This is a genomic window from Streptomyces sp. NBC_00670 (genome assembly GCF_036226765.1).
GTDB lineage: Bacteria > Actinomycetota > Actinomycetes > Streptomycetales > Streptomycetaceae > Streptomyces.
The window spans coordinates 7,067,643-7,085,627 of sequence record NZ_CP109017.1 but is presented as its reverse complement, the minus strand read 5'-3'; the positions used below and the strand labels follow the sequence as shown (position 1 = coordinate 7,085,627).

Here is a 17,985-nt window from a genome sequence, read left to right as displayed (position 1 = left end):
CGGCGCCGACCACGCGTTTTGCCGTTCCGGCAACTCCGGTCCCCTCCCGTCCCGCCGCTCGGGGTGCGTGCCGCCGCGACGGAGTGAGGTCGCGGCGCTTCCCGTTTCCCGCCCGTGGGGGCGGGAACCTCAGGGCTTCTCCGTCCCTGTCCTCGCGGAAGGAGCATCGGTTGGACCCGGTGGATCTCGCGGACCTCGCGGACCGGACCGTGCTCGCCTGGGTCGCCGTCTGCGCGGCCCCCGTGCTGCTGTGCGCGGCGGGGCTGCCGTGCTGGCGCTGGCGGTGGCCGCTCGTGCCGGTGCTGTGCCGCGAGGCCGGGGTCGTGTGCGCGGTGTTCGTGGTCTGGCAGATCCCCACCCGGATGGCGGCCGGGGACCTCGCCACGGCCACCGCGCGGGCGGTGCGCGTCCACTCCTGGGAGGAGTCGCTCGGCCTGCCCGACGAGGTCTCCTGGCAGCGGGCCGTGCTCCCCCGCCCATGGCTGGTGCAGGCCGCCAACTGGTACTACGCGGTGCTGCACTTCGGCGCCATGGCCGCGGTGCTGGTGTGGCTGTTCTGGCGGCACCGCACCGCCTACCGTCGGCTGCGGACCTGCGTGGTGCTGGTGACCGTCGCCTCGCTGCTCCTGCAACTGATCGCCGTGGCCCCGCCGCGCCTGGTGCCGCGGCTCGGTTTCGTGGACACCGCGGCCGTGTACGGGCAGTCCGTGTACGGGGGCGGCCCGGGGAGCGTCGTCGCCGACGAACTCGCGGCGGTGCCCTCCGTGCATGTGGCGTGGGCGGTGCTCGTCGCGGCGGCCGTCGTCCTGGCGGGGCGCGGGCGGGCGCGCTGGGCGGCCGTCGCGCATCCGGTCCTCACCCTGGTGGTGGTGGTCGTCACCGGCAACCACTTCTGGTTCGACGCGGCGGCGGCCGTCCTCGTCGTCGCGGTGTGCGCCGGGGTGCAGTGGGCCGCGGTGCGCCACCTCGCGCCCCGGGTGCGCGGTACGGGGCGGCGCTCCCGGCCCGCTCCGGTCGTGTCCGCGGGCGCCGCCGCCGCGGAGCCGGACCCCGGCCACGGGCCCCGGCGGACCACCGCCTCACCGGGGAGACGGTGACGGACCGCGTACGACGCGACCGAGACGATCGGTCCGGTCCGGTCCGGTCCGGTTCGGTTACGACACGACCGGTCCGGGACGGTGTCCGTCCCGGACCGGTCGCGAGGTGGCCGCGCGGGCCGCCGGCAGCCGCCCCTTCAGCTGCTCTTGCCGCGGCCCGACAGGGCGTCGCGGACCCGGTCGACCATGCCGGCGCCGGGGGCCAGCAGCTTGTTGGCCGGCGGCTTGTCCGGGGAGGCGGGGTGCGGCCGGGTCGGGGCCGTCTTCTTGGCCGTACGGACCTTCTCGCCGAGCTTCTCGAGGTCCTCCGCGTCGGCCGCCTGGCGCAGCCGCGGGAAGAGGTTGTTCTCCTCGTCGGCGACATGCTCGCGGATCTCGCTCATCAGGGAGGTCATCAACTGGTCGAAGCGGGGGTCGTCGGCCTGACAGCCCTCCAGCTCCTTCATGGTGCGCTCGGCCGTGCTGTGGTCCTCGATCTCCTTGTCGGCGAGGGAGTCGCCGTCGGGGAGGTACTTGCGCACCGCAGGGTAGAGGTGCATCTCCTCGGCCACGGAATGGCGCACGAGTTCGATCGTGGCCTGGTCGGCCAGCTCCTTGCGGCGGCTGTCCCCGGCCGGAAGTGCCTCGAATTTGGCGAACATCTCCTCCACTTCGCGATGGTCGGTGGTCAGTTCGTGAATGACGTCTCCGCCGTGTCCCACGGGTGGCTCCTTGCTGCGAACGGTTGCGACGGCGGCAACGGGTCGTGGACGCCGCTGCGCACATCGCCGGTAGGACCCCCGGGTTCCCGTAACCGCGCGCTCTATGGCACCCGAAACGGTGCCCCTCCGGCGCATCGGCCACCCCGGCAGGTGCCGGGCGGCCGATGCGGGGTAGCCGGAGCGGGGAGCGCACGCGAAAAGGCGGGCGCACACCGAGCGAAGGCACGGCGGCCGTGGTGGCCGGCCGGGCCGGGAGGGAACGTCATGCCCGGAGTCATGGAGCGCATCAAGCGGTTCGCCAGGAGCCCGCAGGGCCGGCGCACCATCGACCAGGCGCGCCGCGCCGCCGCCGACCCCCGGCGCCGCGCCCAGGCCCAGCGCCTGCTGAGCAAGTGGCGGGCACGCCGCTGACCGGCCCGCCGGCGCACCGGAGCAACCGGCAGACGGGCCGCCCTCGGCTCACCAGGGCAGCGGGCCCTCGGCGGTGAAGTAGCCGCCCGTGGGACCGTCCGCCCCCACCCGCGCCATCCGTACGATGATCTCGGCGCCCTCCTCCACGGTCTGGATCCCGGTGTTGCCGTTGAGGTCCGTCTTGGTGAAGCCGGGCTCGACCGCGTTGATCCGCATCTCCGGGAACGCCTTGGCGAACTGCACGGTGACCGTGTTGACGGCCGTCTTCGAGGCCGGGTAGGCGACGCCCGGGTAGCCGTACGCCGGTGTGCCCGGGGTGGTCATGCCGGTCAGCGAGGCGAGGCCGCTGCTGACGTTGACGATCACCGGGGCGGGTGAGCGGCGCAGCAGGGGCAGGAAGGCGTGGGTGACGCGGACCGTGCCGAAGACGTTCGTCTCGAACACCTCCCGCATCATGTCCGCCGTGACGTCCGCGGCGCCGATGACGCTGTTGCCGGGGCCGCGGCCCTCGATGCCGGCGTTGTTGATCAGTACGTCCAGGCCGGAGCCGTCCGCCTCGACGGCCTCGGCCGCCGCCGCGACGGAGGCGTCGTCGGTGACGTCGAGGACGAGCAGGCGGGCGCCGACCGCGTCGGCCGCCCGGCGCCCGCGTGCGGCGTCCCGGCTGCCGAGGTAGACGGTGTGTCCCGCGTCGGTGAGGCGGCGAGCGGTCTCCAGGCCGAGGCCCTTGTTGGCCCCGGTGATCAGTGTCGTGGTCATGGGTCCAGGCTGCGCCGGTGAAGCGGGGGCAGCCAGGAGTCCCCGCTTCATGGGACCAGCAGTACCAGGTAGCCGGGCGGCGGGCGCGGCACACTGGGGGTCATGGCGACAGCGGAATTCGGCTGTACGGTACGCCGCTGGCGGGACCGGGTGTCCCCGGAGGCGGCCGGGCTGCCCGCCGGCGGGCAACGGCGGGCGGCGGGGCTGCGTCGCGAGGAGCTGGCCATGCTGGCCGGCATCTCCGTCGACTACGTCACCCGGCTCGAACAGGGGCGGGCGTCCAACCCTTCGCCCCAGGTCGTCGAGGCGCTGGCGCGGGCGCTGCGGCTGTCGGGCACCGAGCGGGCGCATCTGTTCCGGCTGGCCGGGCTGCTGGCGCCGGGCGGGGACACCGTGCCCACGCATGTGACGCCCAGTGTGCAGCGGCTGCTCGACCGGCTGGCGGGGACGCCGGCCGCGGTGTTCGACGCGTCCTGGACGCTGCTGTTCGCCAATCCGCCGTACGCGGCGCTGATGGGCGATCCGTCCGGGTGGCGGGGCAATGAACGCAACAGTGTGTGGCGGCACTTCGTCGGGCCGGGCAGCCGGGCGCGGCACACGCCGGAGTCCCTGCGGGCGTTCGAGCGGGCGCTCGTCGCCGATCTGCGGGCGACCGTCGCCCGCTATCCGGAGGATTCGCGGTTGCGGCGGCTGGTGGGTGAACTGCGGGCGCGCAGTGGGCGGTTCGGGGAGTTGTGGGAGTCGGGGGCGGTGGGTGCGCACGAGGCGGCGCGCAAGGTCATCGAGCATCCTCAGGTGGGGGATGTGACGCTGGACTGCGACGTGCTCGCGGTGTCCGGCAGTGATCTGCGGATCATGGTGTACACGGCGGAGCCGGGGAGCGAGGACGCGGACCGGCTGGCGCTGTTGACGGTTCTGGGTACGCAGACGCTGACGCGGTGAGGTGTGTGGGCGCGGTGTGTTATTTCGCCCCCGCGGCGGAGCCGCGCATTGACACAGCCCCGCGCCCCTGGTCAGGCGCCGGTGCCCGTCCCCGTGCCCAACCCCCGTGTCGTGTACGCGCATTCCGTGTACACGTACCCCGGGCGCAGCTTGGCCGTGTCCGACGACGGCGTCGTGGTCGTCGCGTCGGACCGCGACTTGTGGACGAAGTACGTCGTGCCGACCGGCAGTGAGATCGTGCGCTGCGGGTAGTCGCGCCCGCTCTTGCCGCACGGTTCGAAGCCGGGGCTCAGCGTGCTGCCCCAGTCGTACTCGGAGCAGCTGCCGCAGCCCTTGAGCGTGAAGCTGCCGGTGACCGGGCCCGTGTAGAGGACCGTGATGTCGTCGGGACTGTCGTTCTTGACCGTGACGGAGATGCTGCCGCCGGAGGCCGTCGTGGGCAGCCGCTTGCCCGCCGCCGGGACGGTCTGCGCGACCTCCGCGGCGATGGCTATCTTCTGGGCGCGGGCCCGGTTCTTGTGGTGCTTGTTGTTCTTGACGAAGTCGTTCATGCTGTCGAGCGCCGCGTCGAAGTCCTTGTCCTTGTACTGGTCGACGCCGCAGTCGTACGCACCCTCGTCGGCGCCGCGGCCGGCCCGGTCGGCGTCCTTCGCCAGGGCCTGGCCGACGCCCGCCTTCTCCCCCGGCAGATCGGTGATCTGCGCGGACAGACCCTCGAGCCGGGAGACCGCCGTGCACGGCTCGTCGCCGTCCACCTCCTTGACGGCCTTGCCGACCGCCGACTTCACGGCCGGTTCCACCTTGGCCGCCTGCTCGGACTGCGGGAACGTGGTCAGCAGGTCCCCGAAGAGGCCGGGCCACTCGGCGTCGCCCGAGGTCAGGCCGTCCGACGCGCAGCTGTAGAGGGAGGTGGCCAGCCGGTCGTCCGGCCAGTGGGCCAGCGAGCCGAGCCGCTCGCGGTCGACCGTGCGCGGCACGGTGCGCAGATACTTCAGTGCCGGTACGGCGTCGCAGTACCGGCGCCGCTCGTAGGAGGCGCCGACCGTCGTGTAGAAGTCGTGCAGCCGGTCCGGCACGCGGGCGGCGGCGCGGGAGCCGGCGTGGTCCGTGGCGAGGGCGTCGTAGGCCTTCAGGGCCCGGCGGTAGTCGGGCTCGGCCTTGTCGAACGGCTGCTCGGAGGCCGCCTCGACGAGGTGGTCGGCGCCGTCCAGCCGGTCGAGCAGCATCTGCTCGGTGGCCTCGTCGCGGGCGCCGTCGTACAGCACCGCACCGCCCGCCGGGACGGCGAGCAGCAGTACCCCGAGCGCGAGGGCCACCAGGGTCCGCGGCGGCCACCGCAGCCGGGTCCGCAGGCCCACGGCGGCGCCGTGGACGGCGGCGGCGAGGAGGAGGGCGGCGTAGAGGGCGAGGGCGAGCGACGGGACGCCGTCCGGGTCGGCGGGCAGCGCGACGAGGAGCAGGACGGCGGTCGCGACCCAGCACACCAGGGTGAGCAGCGGGCGCCGTACGAGCGCGTACCCGAGGCCGAGGCCGCTGAGGTTCAGCAGCCCCACGGCGGCGGCCCGCCCGCCGTCCGCGGGGGCGGGCGGCGGGGCGGAGGGCATGGGCGGAACGTGGAGCCCGCCGCCGGCAGGACCGTACGGCGATCCGCCCGGACCGTACGGCGACCCGGCCGGACTGCCGTACGGAGCACCGGCCGGACCGGCCGAAGCACCCGACGGACCGTACGGCGACCCCGTCGGACCGGCCGGCTCGGGACGGCCGCCCTCGAGCGGAACGGGGCGGCTCCAGCCGGTGTCGGTCTGACCCCCGGCCGCCCCGAACCCGCCTCCGGCCGCGCCGGACCCGCTCACGGCCGCGCCGGACCCGTTCCCGGCCGCGCCTGGCGCGCTCCCGGCCGGACCCGGCGGTCCCCACGCCGGACCGGGCCGGCCCCCGGCGGCCTCATCCCGCGGTTCGCCGGCCGCGGGCGGCCGGTCGCCGCCCTCGTCGTAGCCGTCTCTGGACGTGCCGTTCTCATCCCCGGACATGCCGTTCCCCCCACTCAACCCCACCCGCGCACACGTGGATTGCAGTGTACGGTCGGTCGACCGGTCGTGAACAGCGAGTATCCGGCGCCCGCACCTCGTGGCACGAGGTCCGCGGGTCCGAACCCGGGTCCGAACCCGGACGTGCCGAACGGCGCCGAGCGGGTACCCGCGACTCCGTGCCGGAAGTGAGCCGGACGGTGGTCCCCGCGGGAGCGCACACGCGCGTGCGGCGCCCGCGCGACGGCGGTCCGGGACCGGGAGACGAACACGTGGAACGGTGAAGTCATGTCTGAAGCCGACGGTGTGGGACCCGCTCGTGTCGTGGTCGGTACGAGCGATTCCCTCAGCAGCCGGACGGCCCTGTACCGGGCCGCCGAGGAAGCCCGGCGCAGGGACGCCGAACTGTGGGCCGTGCTCGCCTGGGACACACCCGGCGGCGAGCTCACCGCACACCGCCCGGCCGGCACGGAACCACTGCTCGACGAGTGGCGGCGGCCGGCCCGGCGCGCCCTGCTGACGGTGCTGCACGAGACCTTCGGCACCGCGGGGCCCGGCGTGCCAATGCGGGCCGTCCTCGGCCGGGGTCCGGCGGGCCGGACCCTGGTGCACATCGCCGACCGCGCCGGTGACCTGTTGGTCGTCGGCGCCGGACGGCGCGGCCGCCTGCGTCGGCTGCTGTCGCCCTCCGTGAGCCGGTACTGCATCGCCCACGCCGCCTGCCCGGTCCTCGCGGTGCCGCCCTCACCGCTGGCGGCCGACTGGAAGGCCGCGCACCGGCGCAACGCGCTGCGGCTGCCGCTCGACACCCGTCATCTCACCGACGAGACGCAGGCGAAGGTCCCGCCCGAGCGGTGACGGAGCCGGGGCGGGTCCCCGGCGGACGAAGCCGGGACGCGGGCGGCCACGGCGGTCGGGACGGTCGACGCGGTCGGGACGGTCGACGTGATCGGGAGCGTCGGCGGATTGATCGTCCGACCGGTGGGGAACCCGGCAGCGGGCGCCTCCCCCGCGCTCGCCACCGTTGCCGATCCGTCTGAGAGGGCCATCCCATGAGTCTGTTGCGAGTGCTCGGCCGTCCGATGCTGGCCTCCATGTTCATCGCGGGCGGACTGGACTCCGTCCGCCACCCGGAGCGGGTGGCGGGAGCCGCGGAGCCCGTGGTCCGGCCCGTGTCCGACCGTGTGCCGGTGGTGCCCGACAGCACCGAGCAGGCCGTACGGCTCAGCGGTGCCGTACAGGTCGCGGCCGGCGTGCTGCTGGGCCTCGGCCGCATGCCCCGGCTCTCCGCGCTGGCCCTCGCGGGCACGCTCGTGCCGACGACGCTGGCGGGCCACCGGTTCTGGGAGGCGGAGGACGACGCCGACCGCGTCCAGCAGCGCATCCACTTCCTCAAGAACGTCTCGATGCTGGGCGGGCTCCTCGTCGCCGCCGACGACACCGGGGGCCTGCCCTCGCTCCTGTGGCGCGGCCGCCACACCGCGAAGGAGCTGCGGCGCGAGGCGAAGCTCGTGCGCCGCTCGGCCCGGATGGGCGCGCTCCCGGCGGCCGCGGCGGGCAGCGTACGGGCCAACGCGAAGGGCCTGAAGGCCAAGCTCCCCGGCTGAGACGGCGCGGACGGCGCAGACGGCTGGTTCTGATTCTCCTGAGACTGCTGTGAACATCCTGTGTCCCGGCTCCGTATAGAGCCCGAGGGCTGTTCCCGCCCTGTCCGGTAGCAAGTCGAGGAGGATGTCGTGACCGGAGGGACCCGCAGGAGACCGAAGGCCGCACGGCGCAGTACGGCGGCGGCGATCGCGCTGATGCTCGGCGGGGCCGGTCTGATCGCGGTCAACACGTACGCCTCGGCCACCGAGACGGGCTCGTCGGAGACCTCCCAGCAGCTGCCGGCCGGTGCGGCGGGGAGCACGATCGACTGTCCCGAGGTCGCCGACCACCTGCCCGAGCTGTCGGAGAAGGCCCGGGCGGGCGTGAGCGGTGAACTGGCCGCGATGGACACCCAGATCACCGACGCCTACCAGCGGCTGACCGCGATGGGCACGGCGGCCGGGGCCGGCGCCGGGGAGAAGGTCAAGGACGAAGTCCTCGATCCGCTGGCCGAGTCGAGGACGGAGAGCATCGGCCGGATCAGCGACTCGATCGACAGGAGCACCGGTCAACGGCCGTCGGGTCTGGACGACCTGGCGGCCTGCGAGGTGAAGACGGACCCGGGCAGCACGGCGGGCACCGGCGACGGTGGCGGTGACGCCCCGTCCGGCACCGACGGAAAGAACGAGAACGGCCCGGACGCCTCGGACTTCGTCGACATCCGCACCGTGAAGCCGAACGTGAGCGGCCCCGTGGCGGGGGCCGGCGTCGCCCGCGGCTCGTTCACCGTCGACTGCGGGGTGAACGAGAACAAGAACTACAACACCGACAACGTCATCGCGGCGCCCGGCGTGACCAACGGTGCCCACCATCTGCACGACTACGTCGGCAACCAGGACGTCAACGCCTTCTCGAACAACGACACGTTCGCGGCGGCGGACACCTCCTGCGAGGACCAGGGCGACAAGTCGGCGTACTACTGGCCGGTGGTCCGCGTTCAGGACGGCACGCAGGACTTCGACCAGAACAGCGACGGCGGCGGCAAGGAGGGCAACGTCGGCAAGATCCTCACCGCCAAGCAGGTCGAGATCACCTACGTCGGCAGCAGGACCGGCAAGGTCGTCGCGATGCCGAAGTTCCTGCGCATCATCACCGGTGACGCCAAGGCCTTCACCAACGGCCCGGCCAACGCCAACGCGCACTTCAGCTGCACCGGCTTCGAGGACAAGGTCCAGCTGACGGACAAGTACCCGATCTGCCCCGAAGGCAGTGACGTGGTCCGCTCGTTCGCCTTCCAGAGCTGCTGGGACGGCCAGAACATCGACAGCGCCAACCACCGTACGCATGTCGCGTTCGCCGACGCGGACGGCACCTGCGCCAACGGCTTCAAGGCCATTCCGCGGCTGACGATGCGCCTGGTGTACGAGGTCCCCGCCCCGGCGATCGAGAACGGCCGGGTGACGAACGCCTACGCGGTCGACGGGTTCCCGGAGCAGTTGCACAAGCCGATCAACGACCACGACGACTTCATCAACATCATGGACGAGAAGTTGATGGACGAGATGGTCGACTGCCTCAACGCGGGCCGGACCTGCGGCGCCGGCACCCCGCCCGCGACCGAGCCCGGCGACGACAAGGGCGGTGAACAGGGCGGCGACGCCGGCAACGGCGGTGGCAAGGGCGACGACAACGGCGCGCAGGACGGGAAGGACGCCGGAAAGGACGCCGGGAAGGGCACCCAGGACGACACCAAGGGCTCCGGCGACGACGCCGTGAAGGGCGACGGCGACACCGGCGTCGACACCCCGAAGACCGAGTCGACCGTCGCGTCCGACGCCCAGCGGTCGGAGGCCAGCGAGGCACCCGCCGGCTCCACTGCGCCCTCCGCGGGCTCCCGGGCCGGGGGCGACGACGACCAGGACGCCGTGGGCTCCAACCCCGCGCCCCAGGCCGAGGGTTCGCGGGGCAGCCTCGCCGAGACCGGGTCGCAGCTGTGGCCCGCCGCGGCCGGTGCTTTGATGCTCTGCGCCGGTCTGGTCGTCCTGCTGCGCTCGCGGCGGTACACCGCACGCCGCTGAGCAGCGGCACCGGCCGGAACCGGCGGGGGCGCGCACGGCATCGCGCGCTCCCGCCGGTTCCGGCTTAAGCCGGAACCGGCGGGGGCGCGCACGGCATCGCGCGCTCCCGCCGGTTCCGGCTTAAGCCGGCGATCTTGGGCACACGTCCGGAGAGAGTGATCTTCGGAGTGTGATCCACGAGGGGGGACCGCCGTCCATGACCACCACACCTGTGCGCCCGATACGTGTGCGGCGCCGCGGCCGCGGCTTCGACCTGCGGCGGACCTCGCTGTTCTTCGTCCTGCTCGCCCTGGTCGTGGTGGTGCTGGGGCTCGCCGCGCGGACGGCCGCCCGGGCCGCCGCGGACCGGCCGGTCCTGGCGGTGGCGCTGTGTCTGGTCGCGCTGCCGTCCGCCGCGTTCGCCCTGCGCCACGGCCGCCGCCGCTTCTCCGCCCGCCGGGCCGCGCGCCGCGCGGTCACCGCCTTCGACGCCGCGACGACGACGGCCCTCGACTCCCTGACGGAACCGGCCCCCGCGGCCCCCGTCACCGCCGGATCCCAGCCGGCCGAGCCCGCACCCACCGGCCTCACGCTCACCGAACCCCCGCTCGCCGCCCCCGAGTTCGGGCCGGAGCAGCCACCCACGCCCCGCACCGAACTCGACCCCGATCCCGTGCAGTACACCGCCGTCGACTACGACCTCCTCGACCCCGACGCGTTCGAGCAGGCCGTCGCCGCGCTGTGCGAGCGCGACGGGTGCACGGAGGTGGAGGTGGTCGGCGGCGCCGGGGACCTCGGCGCGGACGTGGTGGGGATCGCCCCCGACGGCCGGCGCCTCGTCGTCCAGTGCAAGCGGTACGGCGGCACCCACAAGGTCGGCTCGCAGGACCTGCAACGCTTCGGCGGCACGTGCTTCACCGTGCACGGGGCCGAGGTCGCCGCCGTGGTGACCACGAGCGACTTCACCGCGCCCGCCGTCGAGTACGCCGAGCAGTGCGGCATCCTCTGCGTCGACCGGGACACCCTGCAAGCCTGGAGTGACGGCACCGGTCCCGAGCCCTGGCGCCTGGACCACCGCCCGCACCCCGACGACCACCAGTGACGGCGGCCGACGACCACCGGAAAGGCAGACCTCACCATGACCGAGCAGGAGAAGACCGCGGACACCTCGATGCGCGCCATGACCTACGACCGCTTCGGCGACAACGGGGTGCTGTCCGAGACCCGGCAGCCCCGCCCCAAGGTGGGCCCCAGCGAGGTGCTCGTGCGGGTGCGCTGCGCCTCGGTCAACCCCGTCGACTGGAAGCTCATGGCCGGCGGCCTGAAGGACCTGATGGACACCGTCTTCCCGGTGGTGCCCGGCTGGGACGTGGCCGGGGTCATCGAGCAGGTCGGCATCGACGTGCCCGAGTTCGCGGTCGGCGACGAGGTGGTGGCGTACGCGCGGAAGGACTACGTGCACGGCGGGACCTTCGCCGAGTTCGTCACCGTCCCCGTGCGCGCCCTGGCCCGGCGGCCGGCGTCGCTGTCGTGGGAGCAGTCGGGCGGGCTGCCGCTCGCGGGGCTCACCGCGTACCAGACGCTGACCCGGCTGGGCACCGGCAAGGGCAGCACCGTGCTGATCCACAACGCGGCCGGCGGCGTGGGCACGATGGGCGTGCAGATCGCGGTGGCGCTGGGCGCCCGGGTGATCGGCACGGCGTCGCCGAAGCGGCACGACACGCTGCGCGAGCTGGGCGCCGAGCCGGTGGCGTACGGCGACGGGCTCGCCGACCGGGTGCGGGAGCTGGCGCCGGACGGGGTGGACGTGGTGGCCGACTTCGTGGGCGGGGTCCTGGACGTCACCCGGGCGGTCCTGGCCGAGGGCGGGCGGCACGCGTCCATCGCCGACAACAGCGTCATCGAGGCGGGCGGGCAGTGGATGTGGGTCCGGCCCAGCGGCGCTGACCTGGCCGAACTGGGCCGGCTGGCGGACGAGGGGAAGCTGACGGTGCCCGTCGCCGCGACGTACCCGCTGGAGGAGTTGCCGGACGCCTTCGCGCGCAGCCAGGAGGGGCACACCCACGGCAAGATCGTCGTCACCGTCTGACTCTCCCGGTCCCCGGGCGGCCTCGCGCGCCGTACTTCCGACGTGCCGGGACGTGTCAGGTGGCGCAGCCTGGTTACGCGGTTGCCACGGCACCGCGCGCGGCCCCGGGCGGCGCGCGGGCCGCGACCGCGTCCCGCCGCGACGGAAGGCTTCCCACGCCATGGACGGTCCGCACCACGAGACAGGCACCGGCGACCGGGCCCGCGACGGCGCCCGCCCCACCGGGCACGAGGCGCCGGGCGGCGGTGCCGTCGGCACCCTGCCGGACGACTGCCGGTCCACGACGACGCTCCGCGTGAACGGCGTGTCGCACACGCTGACCGTCGACAACCGGCGTGTCCTGCTGGACCTGCTGCGCGAGGACCTCGACCTCGTCGGCGCGAAGAAGGGCTGCGACCACGGCCAGTGCGGTGCCTGCACGGTGCTGCTCGACGGGCGCCGGGTCAACAGCTGTCTGCTGCCCGCCGTGGCCCTGGACGGCCGCGAGGTCACCACCGTCGAGGGGCTCCCGGCGCTCGCCCCGCCCGAGGACCGTGCCGACGGTGCCGACGGCGGCGGCCCGCTCCACCCGTTGCAGCGGGCCTTCCTGGACCGGGACGCCTTCCAGTGCGGCTACTGCACCCCGGGCCAGCTCTGCTCCGCCGTCGGCGCGATCGGCGAGGCCGTGGCGGGCCATCCCTCGCACGTCACCGATCCGGCCGCCCCGTCCGGCGAGCCGGTGCCGCTCACGCGCGCGGAGATCCGCGAGCGGCTCAGCGGCAATCTGTGCCGCTGCGGCGCCTATCCGCACATCGTCGAGGCCGTGGAGGACGTACTGCCGTGAAACCCTTCGCCTATGTGCGGGCCGGCAGCGTCGAGGAGGCCGTCGACGCCCATGCCGCGCACCCCGGTGCCCGTTACCTCGGGGGCGGCACCAATCTGATGGACCTGATGAAGCTGGACGTGGAACGGCCCGGCACCCTGATCGACGTCAGCCGGCTGCCGCTGGACGACGTGCGGGAGCTGCCCGACGGGGGGCTGTGGGCCGGGGCCACCGTCCGCAACAGCGACCTGGCGGCGCACCCCGCCGTCCGCGACCGCTACCCGGCGCTCTCCCAGGCGCTGCTCTCCGGCGCCTCCGGGCAACTGCGCAACGTCGCCACCACCGGCGGCAATCTGCTCCAGCGCACGCGCTGCCCGTACTTCCAGGACGTCACCAAGCCCTGCAACAAGCGGGAGCCGGGCAGCGGGTGCGGCGCCCTGGAGGGCGTGCACCGCGACCACGCGGTCCTCGGGTACTCCGAGCGGTGCATCGCCACGCACCCCTCGGACATGGCGGTGGCGCTGGCCGCGCTGGACGCCGAGGTGGAGCTGTACGGCGCGGACGGGAAGCGGAAGGTGCCGGTGGCCGAGTTCCACCGGCTGCCCGGCGAGCACCCGGAGCGGGACACCGAGATCCGCCCCGGGGAGCTGATCACCGGGGTGGTGCTGCCCGCGGCCACGGCCGGGCTGCCCTCCGCGTACCGCAAGGCCCGCGACCGTGCCTCGTACGCCTTCGCGCTCGCCTCGGTGGCAGCCGTCCTGGAGGTGGCCGACGGTGTCGTGCACCGGGCCGGGATCGCGTTCGGCGGGGTGGCGCACCGGCCGTGGCGGGCGCGGCGGGCCGAGGAGGCACTGCTGGGCGCCGCGCCGACGGCGGACGCGTTCGAGCACGCCGTCGATCTGGAGCTGGCGGCGGCCCGGCCGCTGGGCGACAACGCCTACAAGGTGCCGCTGACCCGGGGCGTGACCCTGGACGTCCTCACCCGACTGGCGCCCCGCACCCCGGCACCCGTCTGAGCCCTTCACCCCGCTTCTCACCCGCAGCCCCCGGGCATGTCAGGAGGACCCCATGGTTTCCGTCGCCCCCACCGGCTCCGCCGTCGGCGCCCCGGCCGAGCGCCGCGAAGGGCGGGAGAAGGTCACGGGCCGGGCCCGGTACGCCGCCGAGCACCCGCTGCCCGGCCGGGCGTACGGGTGGCCGGTGGCCGCGTCGGTCGCGCGCGGCCGGGTGCGCTCCCTGGACGCCTCGGCCGCCCTGGAGCTGCCGGGGGTGCTCGCGGTCCTCACCCCCGACGACGCGCCCCGGCCGGCCGAACCGGACGATCCGACGCTGAAGGTGCTCCAGGACGACCGGGTGCCGCACCACGGCTGGTTCGTCGCGCTCGTGGTCGGCGAGAGTCTGGAGGCGGCCAGGGCCGGTGCCGCCGCCGTCCGGGTGGAGTACGCGGCCGAGGAGCACGACGTGACGCTCACCGCCGACCACCCGGCGGCGTACACCCCCGAGCAGGCGAACGGCGGGCATCCCGGTCGCCGTCAACAGGGCGATCCCGAGGGCTCGTTCGCCTCGGCCGCCACTCGCGTGGACGTCTCCTACCGGGTACCGCCACTGCACAACCACCCGATGGAGCCGCACACCTCCACCGCCCGCTGGGACGGGGACCGGCTGCTGGTGCACGCCTCCACCCAGGGCGCCACGGCCGTACGGTCCACGCTGGCCGCGCTGTTCGAGCTGCCGGAGGAGCGGATCACCGTCACCGCGGAGCACGTGGGCGGCGGCTTCGGCTCCAAGGGCACCCCGCGTCCGGACGTGGTGCTGGCGGCGATGGCCGCGCGGCACACGGGGCGCCCGGTCACCGTCGCGCTCCCCCGCCGCTCGATGCCCGCCGTGGTGGGCCACCGTGCGCCCACCCTGCACCGGCTGCGGCTGGGCACGGGGCCGGACGGTCGACTGGCCGCGCTGCTGCACGAGGTGACGACGTACACCTCGCGCGTCAAGGAGTTCGTGGAGCAGGCCGCGGTCCCCGCCCGGGTGATGTACGCCGCGCCGCACATGCTCACCGAGCACCGGGTGGTCCCGCTCGACGTGCCCACGCCGTCCTGGATGCGCGCCCCCGGCGAGGCGCCCGGGATGTACGCGCTGGAGTCCGCGATGGACGAGCTCGCCACGGCGCTCGGCCGGGACCCGATCGAGCTGCGGATCGCCAACGAACCGGACGTCGAGCCGGACAGCGGCAAGCCGTTCAGCAGCCGGCACCTGGTGGAGTGCCTGCGTGAGGGGGCCCGCCGCTTCGGCTGGTCCGGCCGCGATCCGCGCCCCGGCGCCCGCCGCGAGGGCCCGCTCCTCGTGGGCACGGGCGTGGCCGCCGCCACCTATCCGGTGCTGGTGCAGCCCTCCGCCGCCGGCGCCGAGGCCCGGCCCGACGGCACCTTCGTCGTGCGGATCAACGCCACCGACATCGGCACCGGCGCCCGGACGATCCTGGCCCAGATCGCCGCCGACGCGCTCGGGGTGCCGCTGGAGAGGGTGCGCAGCGAGGTCGGCAGCACGGAACTGCCGCCCGCCTCACTGGCCGGTGGTTCCTCCGGCAGCTCCTCGTGGGGCTGGGCGGTGCACCAGGCGTGCACCGAGCTGGCGGAACGGCTCGCGGAGCACGCGGGGCGGGTCCCGGAGGGCGGGCTGAGCGCGTCCGTCGACACCACCGGGTCGGCGGACGCCGACAGCCCCTACGCGCGGCACGCGTTCGGCGCGCACTTCGCCGAGGTCACCGTGGACACGGTCACCGGGGAGACCCGGGTGCGCCGGCTGCTCGGGGTGTTCGCGGCCGGGCGGATCCTCAACGCCCGTACGGCGCGCTCGCAGTTCATCGGCGGGATGACGATGGGGATGGGCATGGCGCTGACCGAGGACAGCACGATGGACGCCGCGTTCGGCGACTTCGTCGAGTGCGACCTGGCCTCGTACCACGTGCCCGCCCACGCCGACGTGCCGGACGTCGAGGCGCACTGGCTGGACGAGGACGATCCGCACACCAACCCGATGGGCAGCAAGGGGATCGGCGAGATCGGCATCGTCGGCTCGGCGGCGGCCGTCGGCAACGCGGTCCACCACGCCACCGGCGTCCGCTTCCGCGAACTGCCGCTCACGCCCGACCGGGTGCTGACGGGGCTGCGGGCCGCCCGGCACTGACGAGCCGGCGGACGCCGGTGGCTCACGGCCCGTCAGGGCGTCGGGATGCCCGCCGGGCGGGCGGGGCGGCCCAGTTCGACCGGTACGCCCGGCGAGTACAGCACGCTCACCGGCTCCCCCAGCTCGGCGGGCAGCCCGGCCGCCGCCACCAGGTTCTCCTCGCAGCGCACCAGCTCGGCGCGGTGCAGCGGCCAGCGCGGATGCGCGTTGGGCAGGAACCCGGTGTCGCCGAAGAAGGCGTTGTGCATCCCCCACCGGGCGGTCAGGAAGTGCTCCAGACCGGTCGGCTCGGCGATCGGCTCGCCCCGCCGCACCACCAGCCGGCAGTACGCGCCCCGGGGCCCGGGCCACCACCGGGTGCTGCTGTAGCCGATCAGGTCACCCCGGTGGCGTACGGCCATCCGGGACCACACGTACGGCAGCCGGAACCCGGCCCGGCCCATCACGACGGGAATCAGCCGGGCGGCGTCCATCGAGCGGAACACCACCCCGCGCCGTCCGTGCGCGTCGACGGAGTAGAGCCGCACGTTGGTCTCCGGGAACGAGCCGAGGTACGGCACCCCGGGCGAGCGCAGCCAGCCGACCCGGTGCATCCGGAACGCCACCAGGCCGGCATACGTCCGCCCCTCGTACACGTCCGGCACGGTCCCGGCGGGGAGCAGCGGGGCGACGGCGTCCGGGTCGAGCGCCCAGTGGACGAAGGCGAGGTCCAGCCACTCCTGGGTGAGCAGCGGCCACGTGAGGGCGGCGGGCGCGTCGGGGGTGACGGGCTCGGGGGCGGGCCGCCGGGACACCGGTCCGGCGGGTCCGGGTCCGGCGGGCACGGGCGGCTGCGGGGTCGTCGGCATGGCGCCAGCATGTCAGGGGCGGGCGTACGCCGTCGGGGTGACCCGCGCGGGGGCTCACTCGCCGCCGCGGTCCGAGCCGGGCCAGTGGTACGGCAGGTCGTCCGGGACGCCGGGGAAGTGCGGGGCGTAGAAGTCGGGGTCCTTGCGGACGAGGGCGGAGCGGTGGCTGACGTGCAGGGCGGGATCGCCCAGCCAGGGCGGCAGTTCACCGGCCTCGGCCAGCTCCGCCTGCTCCCGCACCGCGGCGCCGGGCCGGTGGGCGGCGAAGTCGGCGACCATGGTGGCCGCGCAGCTGTCCTGGTGGCCGAGGTCGCGCCAGACGTGGCACATCTGCAGCCCGTAGCGGACGAGGGCCTCCTCGTACCCCGTCCACATCCGCACCGCCGGGTGCCGGCGCCAGCCGTAGCCCGGCACGGTCAGCCCGCGCAGCACCTGGAGCGCCTCGACGCGCTGTTTGCCGAGCCGGCGGCGGTCCAGGACGCGGGCCGACTCGGTGAAGTCCGGATACGGGAGGAATGTCTGCACGGCACATGTCGTACCGCGCGACGGCGGGAACGAATCACCCGCGCCTGCGGTGACTGTTCCGGCGACGGCGTCCGTACTCCCCGGTGTACGAGACGTACGACGTGTACGAGACGTACGAGAGGTATGTACGAGCAGTCCGTGTCTGGAGGCACCCATGCGCATGTCCCGCAACATGGCCGGAACCGTCTTCGTGTTCGGCGCGCTGAGTCTGACCCTCACCGCCCTCGCGTACCCGACCATGCTCGGGATGCGGAACTCGACCACCAACCCCGACCGTGTCATCGCCAACACCCCGCACGGCCCGCTCACCGAGGGCGACCGGGACTTCGTGGTGAAGGTGCGCTCGGCGGGACTGTGGGAGTACCCGCTCGGCGAGATGGCGCTGGAGCGGGGCACGACCGACGCGATGAAGGAGGCGGGCAAGCACCTGATCGTCGGGCACGCCGGACTGGACGAGACCTGCCGGAAGATCGCACCCGAGCTGAACATCACCCTGCCCAACCAGGCGACCCCGCAACAGCAGCAGTTCGTGGCCACGGTGGACGCCTCGCGGGGCAAGGAGTTCGACTCCACGGCCGTCAACATCATGCGGGTGACGCACGGGCAGATCTTCCCGGCCATCGCCAAGATCCGCGCCAGTACGCGGAACACGCTGGTCCGGCAGCTCGCCGACCAGGCCAACGACACGGTCCTCGACCACATCACGGTGCTGGAGAAGACCGGTCTGGTCAATCACGACCAGGTCAACTTCCAGCAGACGACGCCGCCCAAGCTCGACCAGAACCAGCTCACCCCGCCGCCGCCCCAGCCGGGCTCGCCCCTGGTGGCGCTCACCCCGCGCCCGGACCTGAACATCCGCACCTCGTCCCCGACGGCCTCCTCCACGCCGTCGGGGTGACCCCCTTGCCGGTACCAGGTCTTACGGAGCGGTGACGTGCGGGCCGGCGGGGCGGG

General features: G+C 74.2%; 17 protein-coding genes. 12 read left to right on the top strand and 5 right to left on the bottom strand.

Annotated features, from left to right (window positions below; translation table 11 throughout):
• Positions 1-179: 179 nt before the first annotated feature.
• Positions 180-1,097, top strand: coding sequence for a phosphatase PAP2 family protein (locus tag OIE12_RS31155; protein ID WP_329142333.1), 918 nt, complete (start codon positions 180-182; stop codon positions 1,095-1,097).
• 137 nt (positions 1,098-1,234) lie between these two features.
• On the opposite strand, the gene OIE12_RS31150 is transcribed toward OIE12_RS31155, so the two are convergent.
• Positions 1,235-1,798: a hemerythrin domain-containing protein gene (locus tag OIE12_RS31150; RefSeq protein ID WP_329141161.1), complete on the bottom strand. Its 564-nt coding sequence runs from the start codon at positions 1,796-1,798 to the stop codon at positions 1,235-1,237.
• Between the two features lie 264 nt (positions 1,799-2,062).
• Here OIE12_RS31150 and OIE12_RS31145 point away from each other — a divergent pair, with 264 nt between their 5' ends.
• Complete coding sequence (locus tag OIE12_RS31145; RefSeq protein WP_329141159.1) at positions 2,063-2,209, top strand: hypothetical protein; 147 nt, start codon at positions 2,063-2,065, stop codon at positions 2,207-2,209.
• Positions 2,210-2,257: 48 nt separating this feature from the next.
• Here the strand turns inward: OIE12_RS31145 and OIE12_RS31140 are convergent, their stop codons facing one another.
• Entirely contained in the window at positions 2,258-2,968 is a 711-nt protein-coding gene (locus tag OIE12_RS31140) for an SDR family NAD(P)-dependent oxidoreductase (RefSeq protein WP_329141157.1), read from the bottom strand.
• A gap of 102 nt (positions 2,969-3,070) precedes the next feature.
• On the opposite strand from OIE12_RS31140, the gene OIE12_RS31135 reads away from it, so the two are divergent.
• Positions 3,071-3,910 carry a helix-turn-helix transcriptional regulator gene (locus OIE12_RS31135; RefSeq protein ID WP_329141154.1) on the top strand — a complete coding sequence of 280 codons (840 nt, stop codon included), beginning with the start codon at positions 3,071-3,073 and terminating at the stop codon, positions 3,908-3,910.
• Positions 3,911-3,981: 71 nt separating this feature from the next.
• Here the strand turns inward: OIE12_RS31135 and OIE12_RS31130 are convergent, their stop codons facing one another.
• Complete coding sequence (locus OIE12_RS31130; protein WP_329141152.1) at positions 3,982-5,514, bottom strand: hypothetical protein; 1,533 nt, start codon at positions 5,512-5,514, stop codon at positions 3,982-3,984.
• Positions 5,515-6,225: 711 nt separating this feature from the next.
• Between OIE12_RS31130 and OIE12_RS31125 the strand changes: the two genes are divergently transcribed.
• From OIE12_RS31125 to OIE12_RS31090, 8 genes are all read left to right on the top strand, one after another.
• Complete coding sequence (locus OIE12_RS31125; protein ID WP_329141149.1) at positions 6,226-6,795, top strand: universal stress protein; 570 nt, start codon at positions 6,226-6,228, stop codon at positions 6,793-6,795.
• Positions 6,796-6,989: 194 nt separating this feature from the next.
• Entirely contained in the window at positions 6,990-7,544 is a 555-nt protein-coding gene (locus OIE12_RS31120) for a DoxX family protein (RefSeq protein ID WP_329141147.1), read from the top strand.
• 129 nt (positions 7,545-7,673) lie between these two features.
• Positions 7,674-9,602 carry a DUF1996 domain-containing protein gene (locus OIE12_RS31115; RefSeq protein WP_329141145.1) on the top strand — a complete coding sequence of 643 codons (1,929 nt, stop codon included), beginning with the start codon at positions 7,674-7,676 and terminating at the stop codon, positions 9,600-9,602.
• Between the two features lie 196 nt (positions 9,603-9,798).
• The gene (locus OIE12_RS31110) at positions 9,799-10,683 is read left to right on the top strand and encodes a restriction endonuclease (RefSeq protein WP_329141142.1); all 885 of its coding nucleotides are present in this window, start codon (positions 9,799-9,801) and stop codon (positions 10,681-10,683) included.
• Positions 10,684-10,752: 69 nt separating this feature from the next.
• Positions 10,753-11,670 (top strand): NADP-dependent oxidoreductase, encoded by a 918-nt coding sequence (locus tag OIE12_RS31105; RefSeq protein WP_329142331.1) that lies wholly within the window; start codon positions 10,753-10,755, stop codon positions 11,668-11,670.
• Positions 11,671-11,830: 160 nt separating this feature from the next.
• Entirely contained in the window at positions 11,831-12,493 is a 663-nt protein-coding gene (locus OIE12_RS31100; protein WP_329141140.1) for a (2Fe-2S)-binding protein, read from the top strand.
• Positions 12,490-13,488 (top strand): FAD binding domain-containing protein, encoded by a 999-nt coding sequence (locus tag OIE12_RS31095; protein WP_329141138.1) that lies wholly within the window; start codon positions 12,490-12,492, stop codon positions 13,486-13,488. Before OIE12_RS31100 ends, OIE12_RS31095 begins: the two co-directional genes overlap by 4 nt.
• A 52-nt stretch (positions 13,489-13,540) precedes the next feature.
• Positions 13,541-15,658: a xanthine dehydrogenase family protein molybdopterin-binding subunit gene (locus OIE12_RS31090; protein WP_329141136.1), complete on the top strand. Its 2,118-nt coding sequence runs from the start codon at positions 13,541-13,543 to the stop codon at positions 15,656-15,658.
• Positions 15,659-15,690: 32 nt separating this feature from the next.
• Here the strand turns inward: OIE12_RS31090 and OIE12_RS31085 are convergent, their stop codons facing one another.
• Positions 15,691-16,506, bottom strand: a complete 816-nt coding sequence (locus OIE12_RS31085; protein WP_329141135.1) for a YqjF family protein — start codon at positions 16,504-16,506, stop codon at positions 15,691-15,693.
• A 54-nt stretch (positions 16,507-16,560) separates the two neighbouring features.
• Complete coding sequence (locus tag OIE12_RS31080) at positions 16,561-17,031, bottom strand: MSMEG_6728 family protein (protein WP_329141133.1); 471 nt, start codon at positions 17,029-17,031, stop codon at positions 16,561-16,563.
• A gap of 154 nt (positions 17,032-17,185) precedes the next feature.
• Here OIE12_RS31080 and OIE12_RS31075 point away from each other — a divergent pair, with 154 nt between their 5' ends.
• A complete protein-coding gene (locus OIE12_RS31075; RefSeq protein WP_329141131.1) occupies positions 17,186-17,929 on the top strand; it encodes a DUF4142 domain-containing protein in 744 nt (247 codons plus the stop codon).
• The last annotated feature ends 56 nt before the right edge of the window (positions 17,930-17,985 follow it).

Coding starts and splice junctions, on each gene's coding strand:
- OIE12_RS31145 (WP_329141159.1), top strand. CDS start 2,063: ATGCCCGGAGTCATGGAGCGCATCAAGCGGTTCGCCAGGAGCCCGCAG.
- OIE12_RS31140 (WP_329141157.1), bottom strand. CDS start 2,968: ATGACCACGACACTGATCACCGGGGCCAACAAGGGCCTCGGCCTGGAG.
- OIE12_RS31135 (WP_329141154.1), top strand. CDS start 3,071: ATGGCGACAGCGGAATTCGGCTGTACGGTACGCCGCTGGCGGGACCGG.
- OIE12_RS31130 (WP_329141152.1), bottom strand. CDS start 5,514: ATGCCCTCCGCCCCGCCGCCCGCCCCCGCGGACGGCGGGCGGGCCGCC.
- OIE12_RS31125 (WP_329141149.1), top strand. CDS start 6,226: ATGTCTGAAGCCGACGGTGTGGGACCCGCTCGTGTCGTGGTCGGTACG.
- OIE12_RS31120 (WP_329141147.1), top strand. CDS start 6,990: ATGAGTCTGTTGCGAGTGCTCGGCCGTCCGATGCTGGCCTCCATGTTC.
- OIE12_RS31110 (WP_329141142.1), top strand. CDS start 9,799: ATGACCACCACACCTGTGCGCCCGATACGTGTGCGGCGCCGCGGCCGC.
- OIE12_RS31105 (WP_329142331.1), top strand. CDS start 10,753: ATGCGCGCCATGACCTACGACCGCTTCGGCGACAACGGGGTGCTGTCC.
- OIE12_RS31100 (WP_329141140.1), top strand. CDS start 11,831: ATGGACGGTCCGCACCACGAGACAGGCACCGGCGACCGGGCCCGCGAC.
- OIE12_RS31090 (WP_329141136.1), top strand. CDS start 13,541: ATGGTTTCCGTCGCCCCCACCGGCTCCGCCGTCGGCGCCCCGGCCGAG.
- OIE12_RS31085 (WP_329141135.1), bottom strand. CDS start 16,506: ATGCCGACGACCCCGCAGCCGCCCGTGCCCGCCGGACCCGGACCCGCC.
- OIE12_RS31075 (WP_329141131.1), top strand. CDS start 17,186: ATGCGCATGTCCCGCAACATGGCCGGAACCGTCTTCGTGTTCGGCGCG.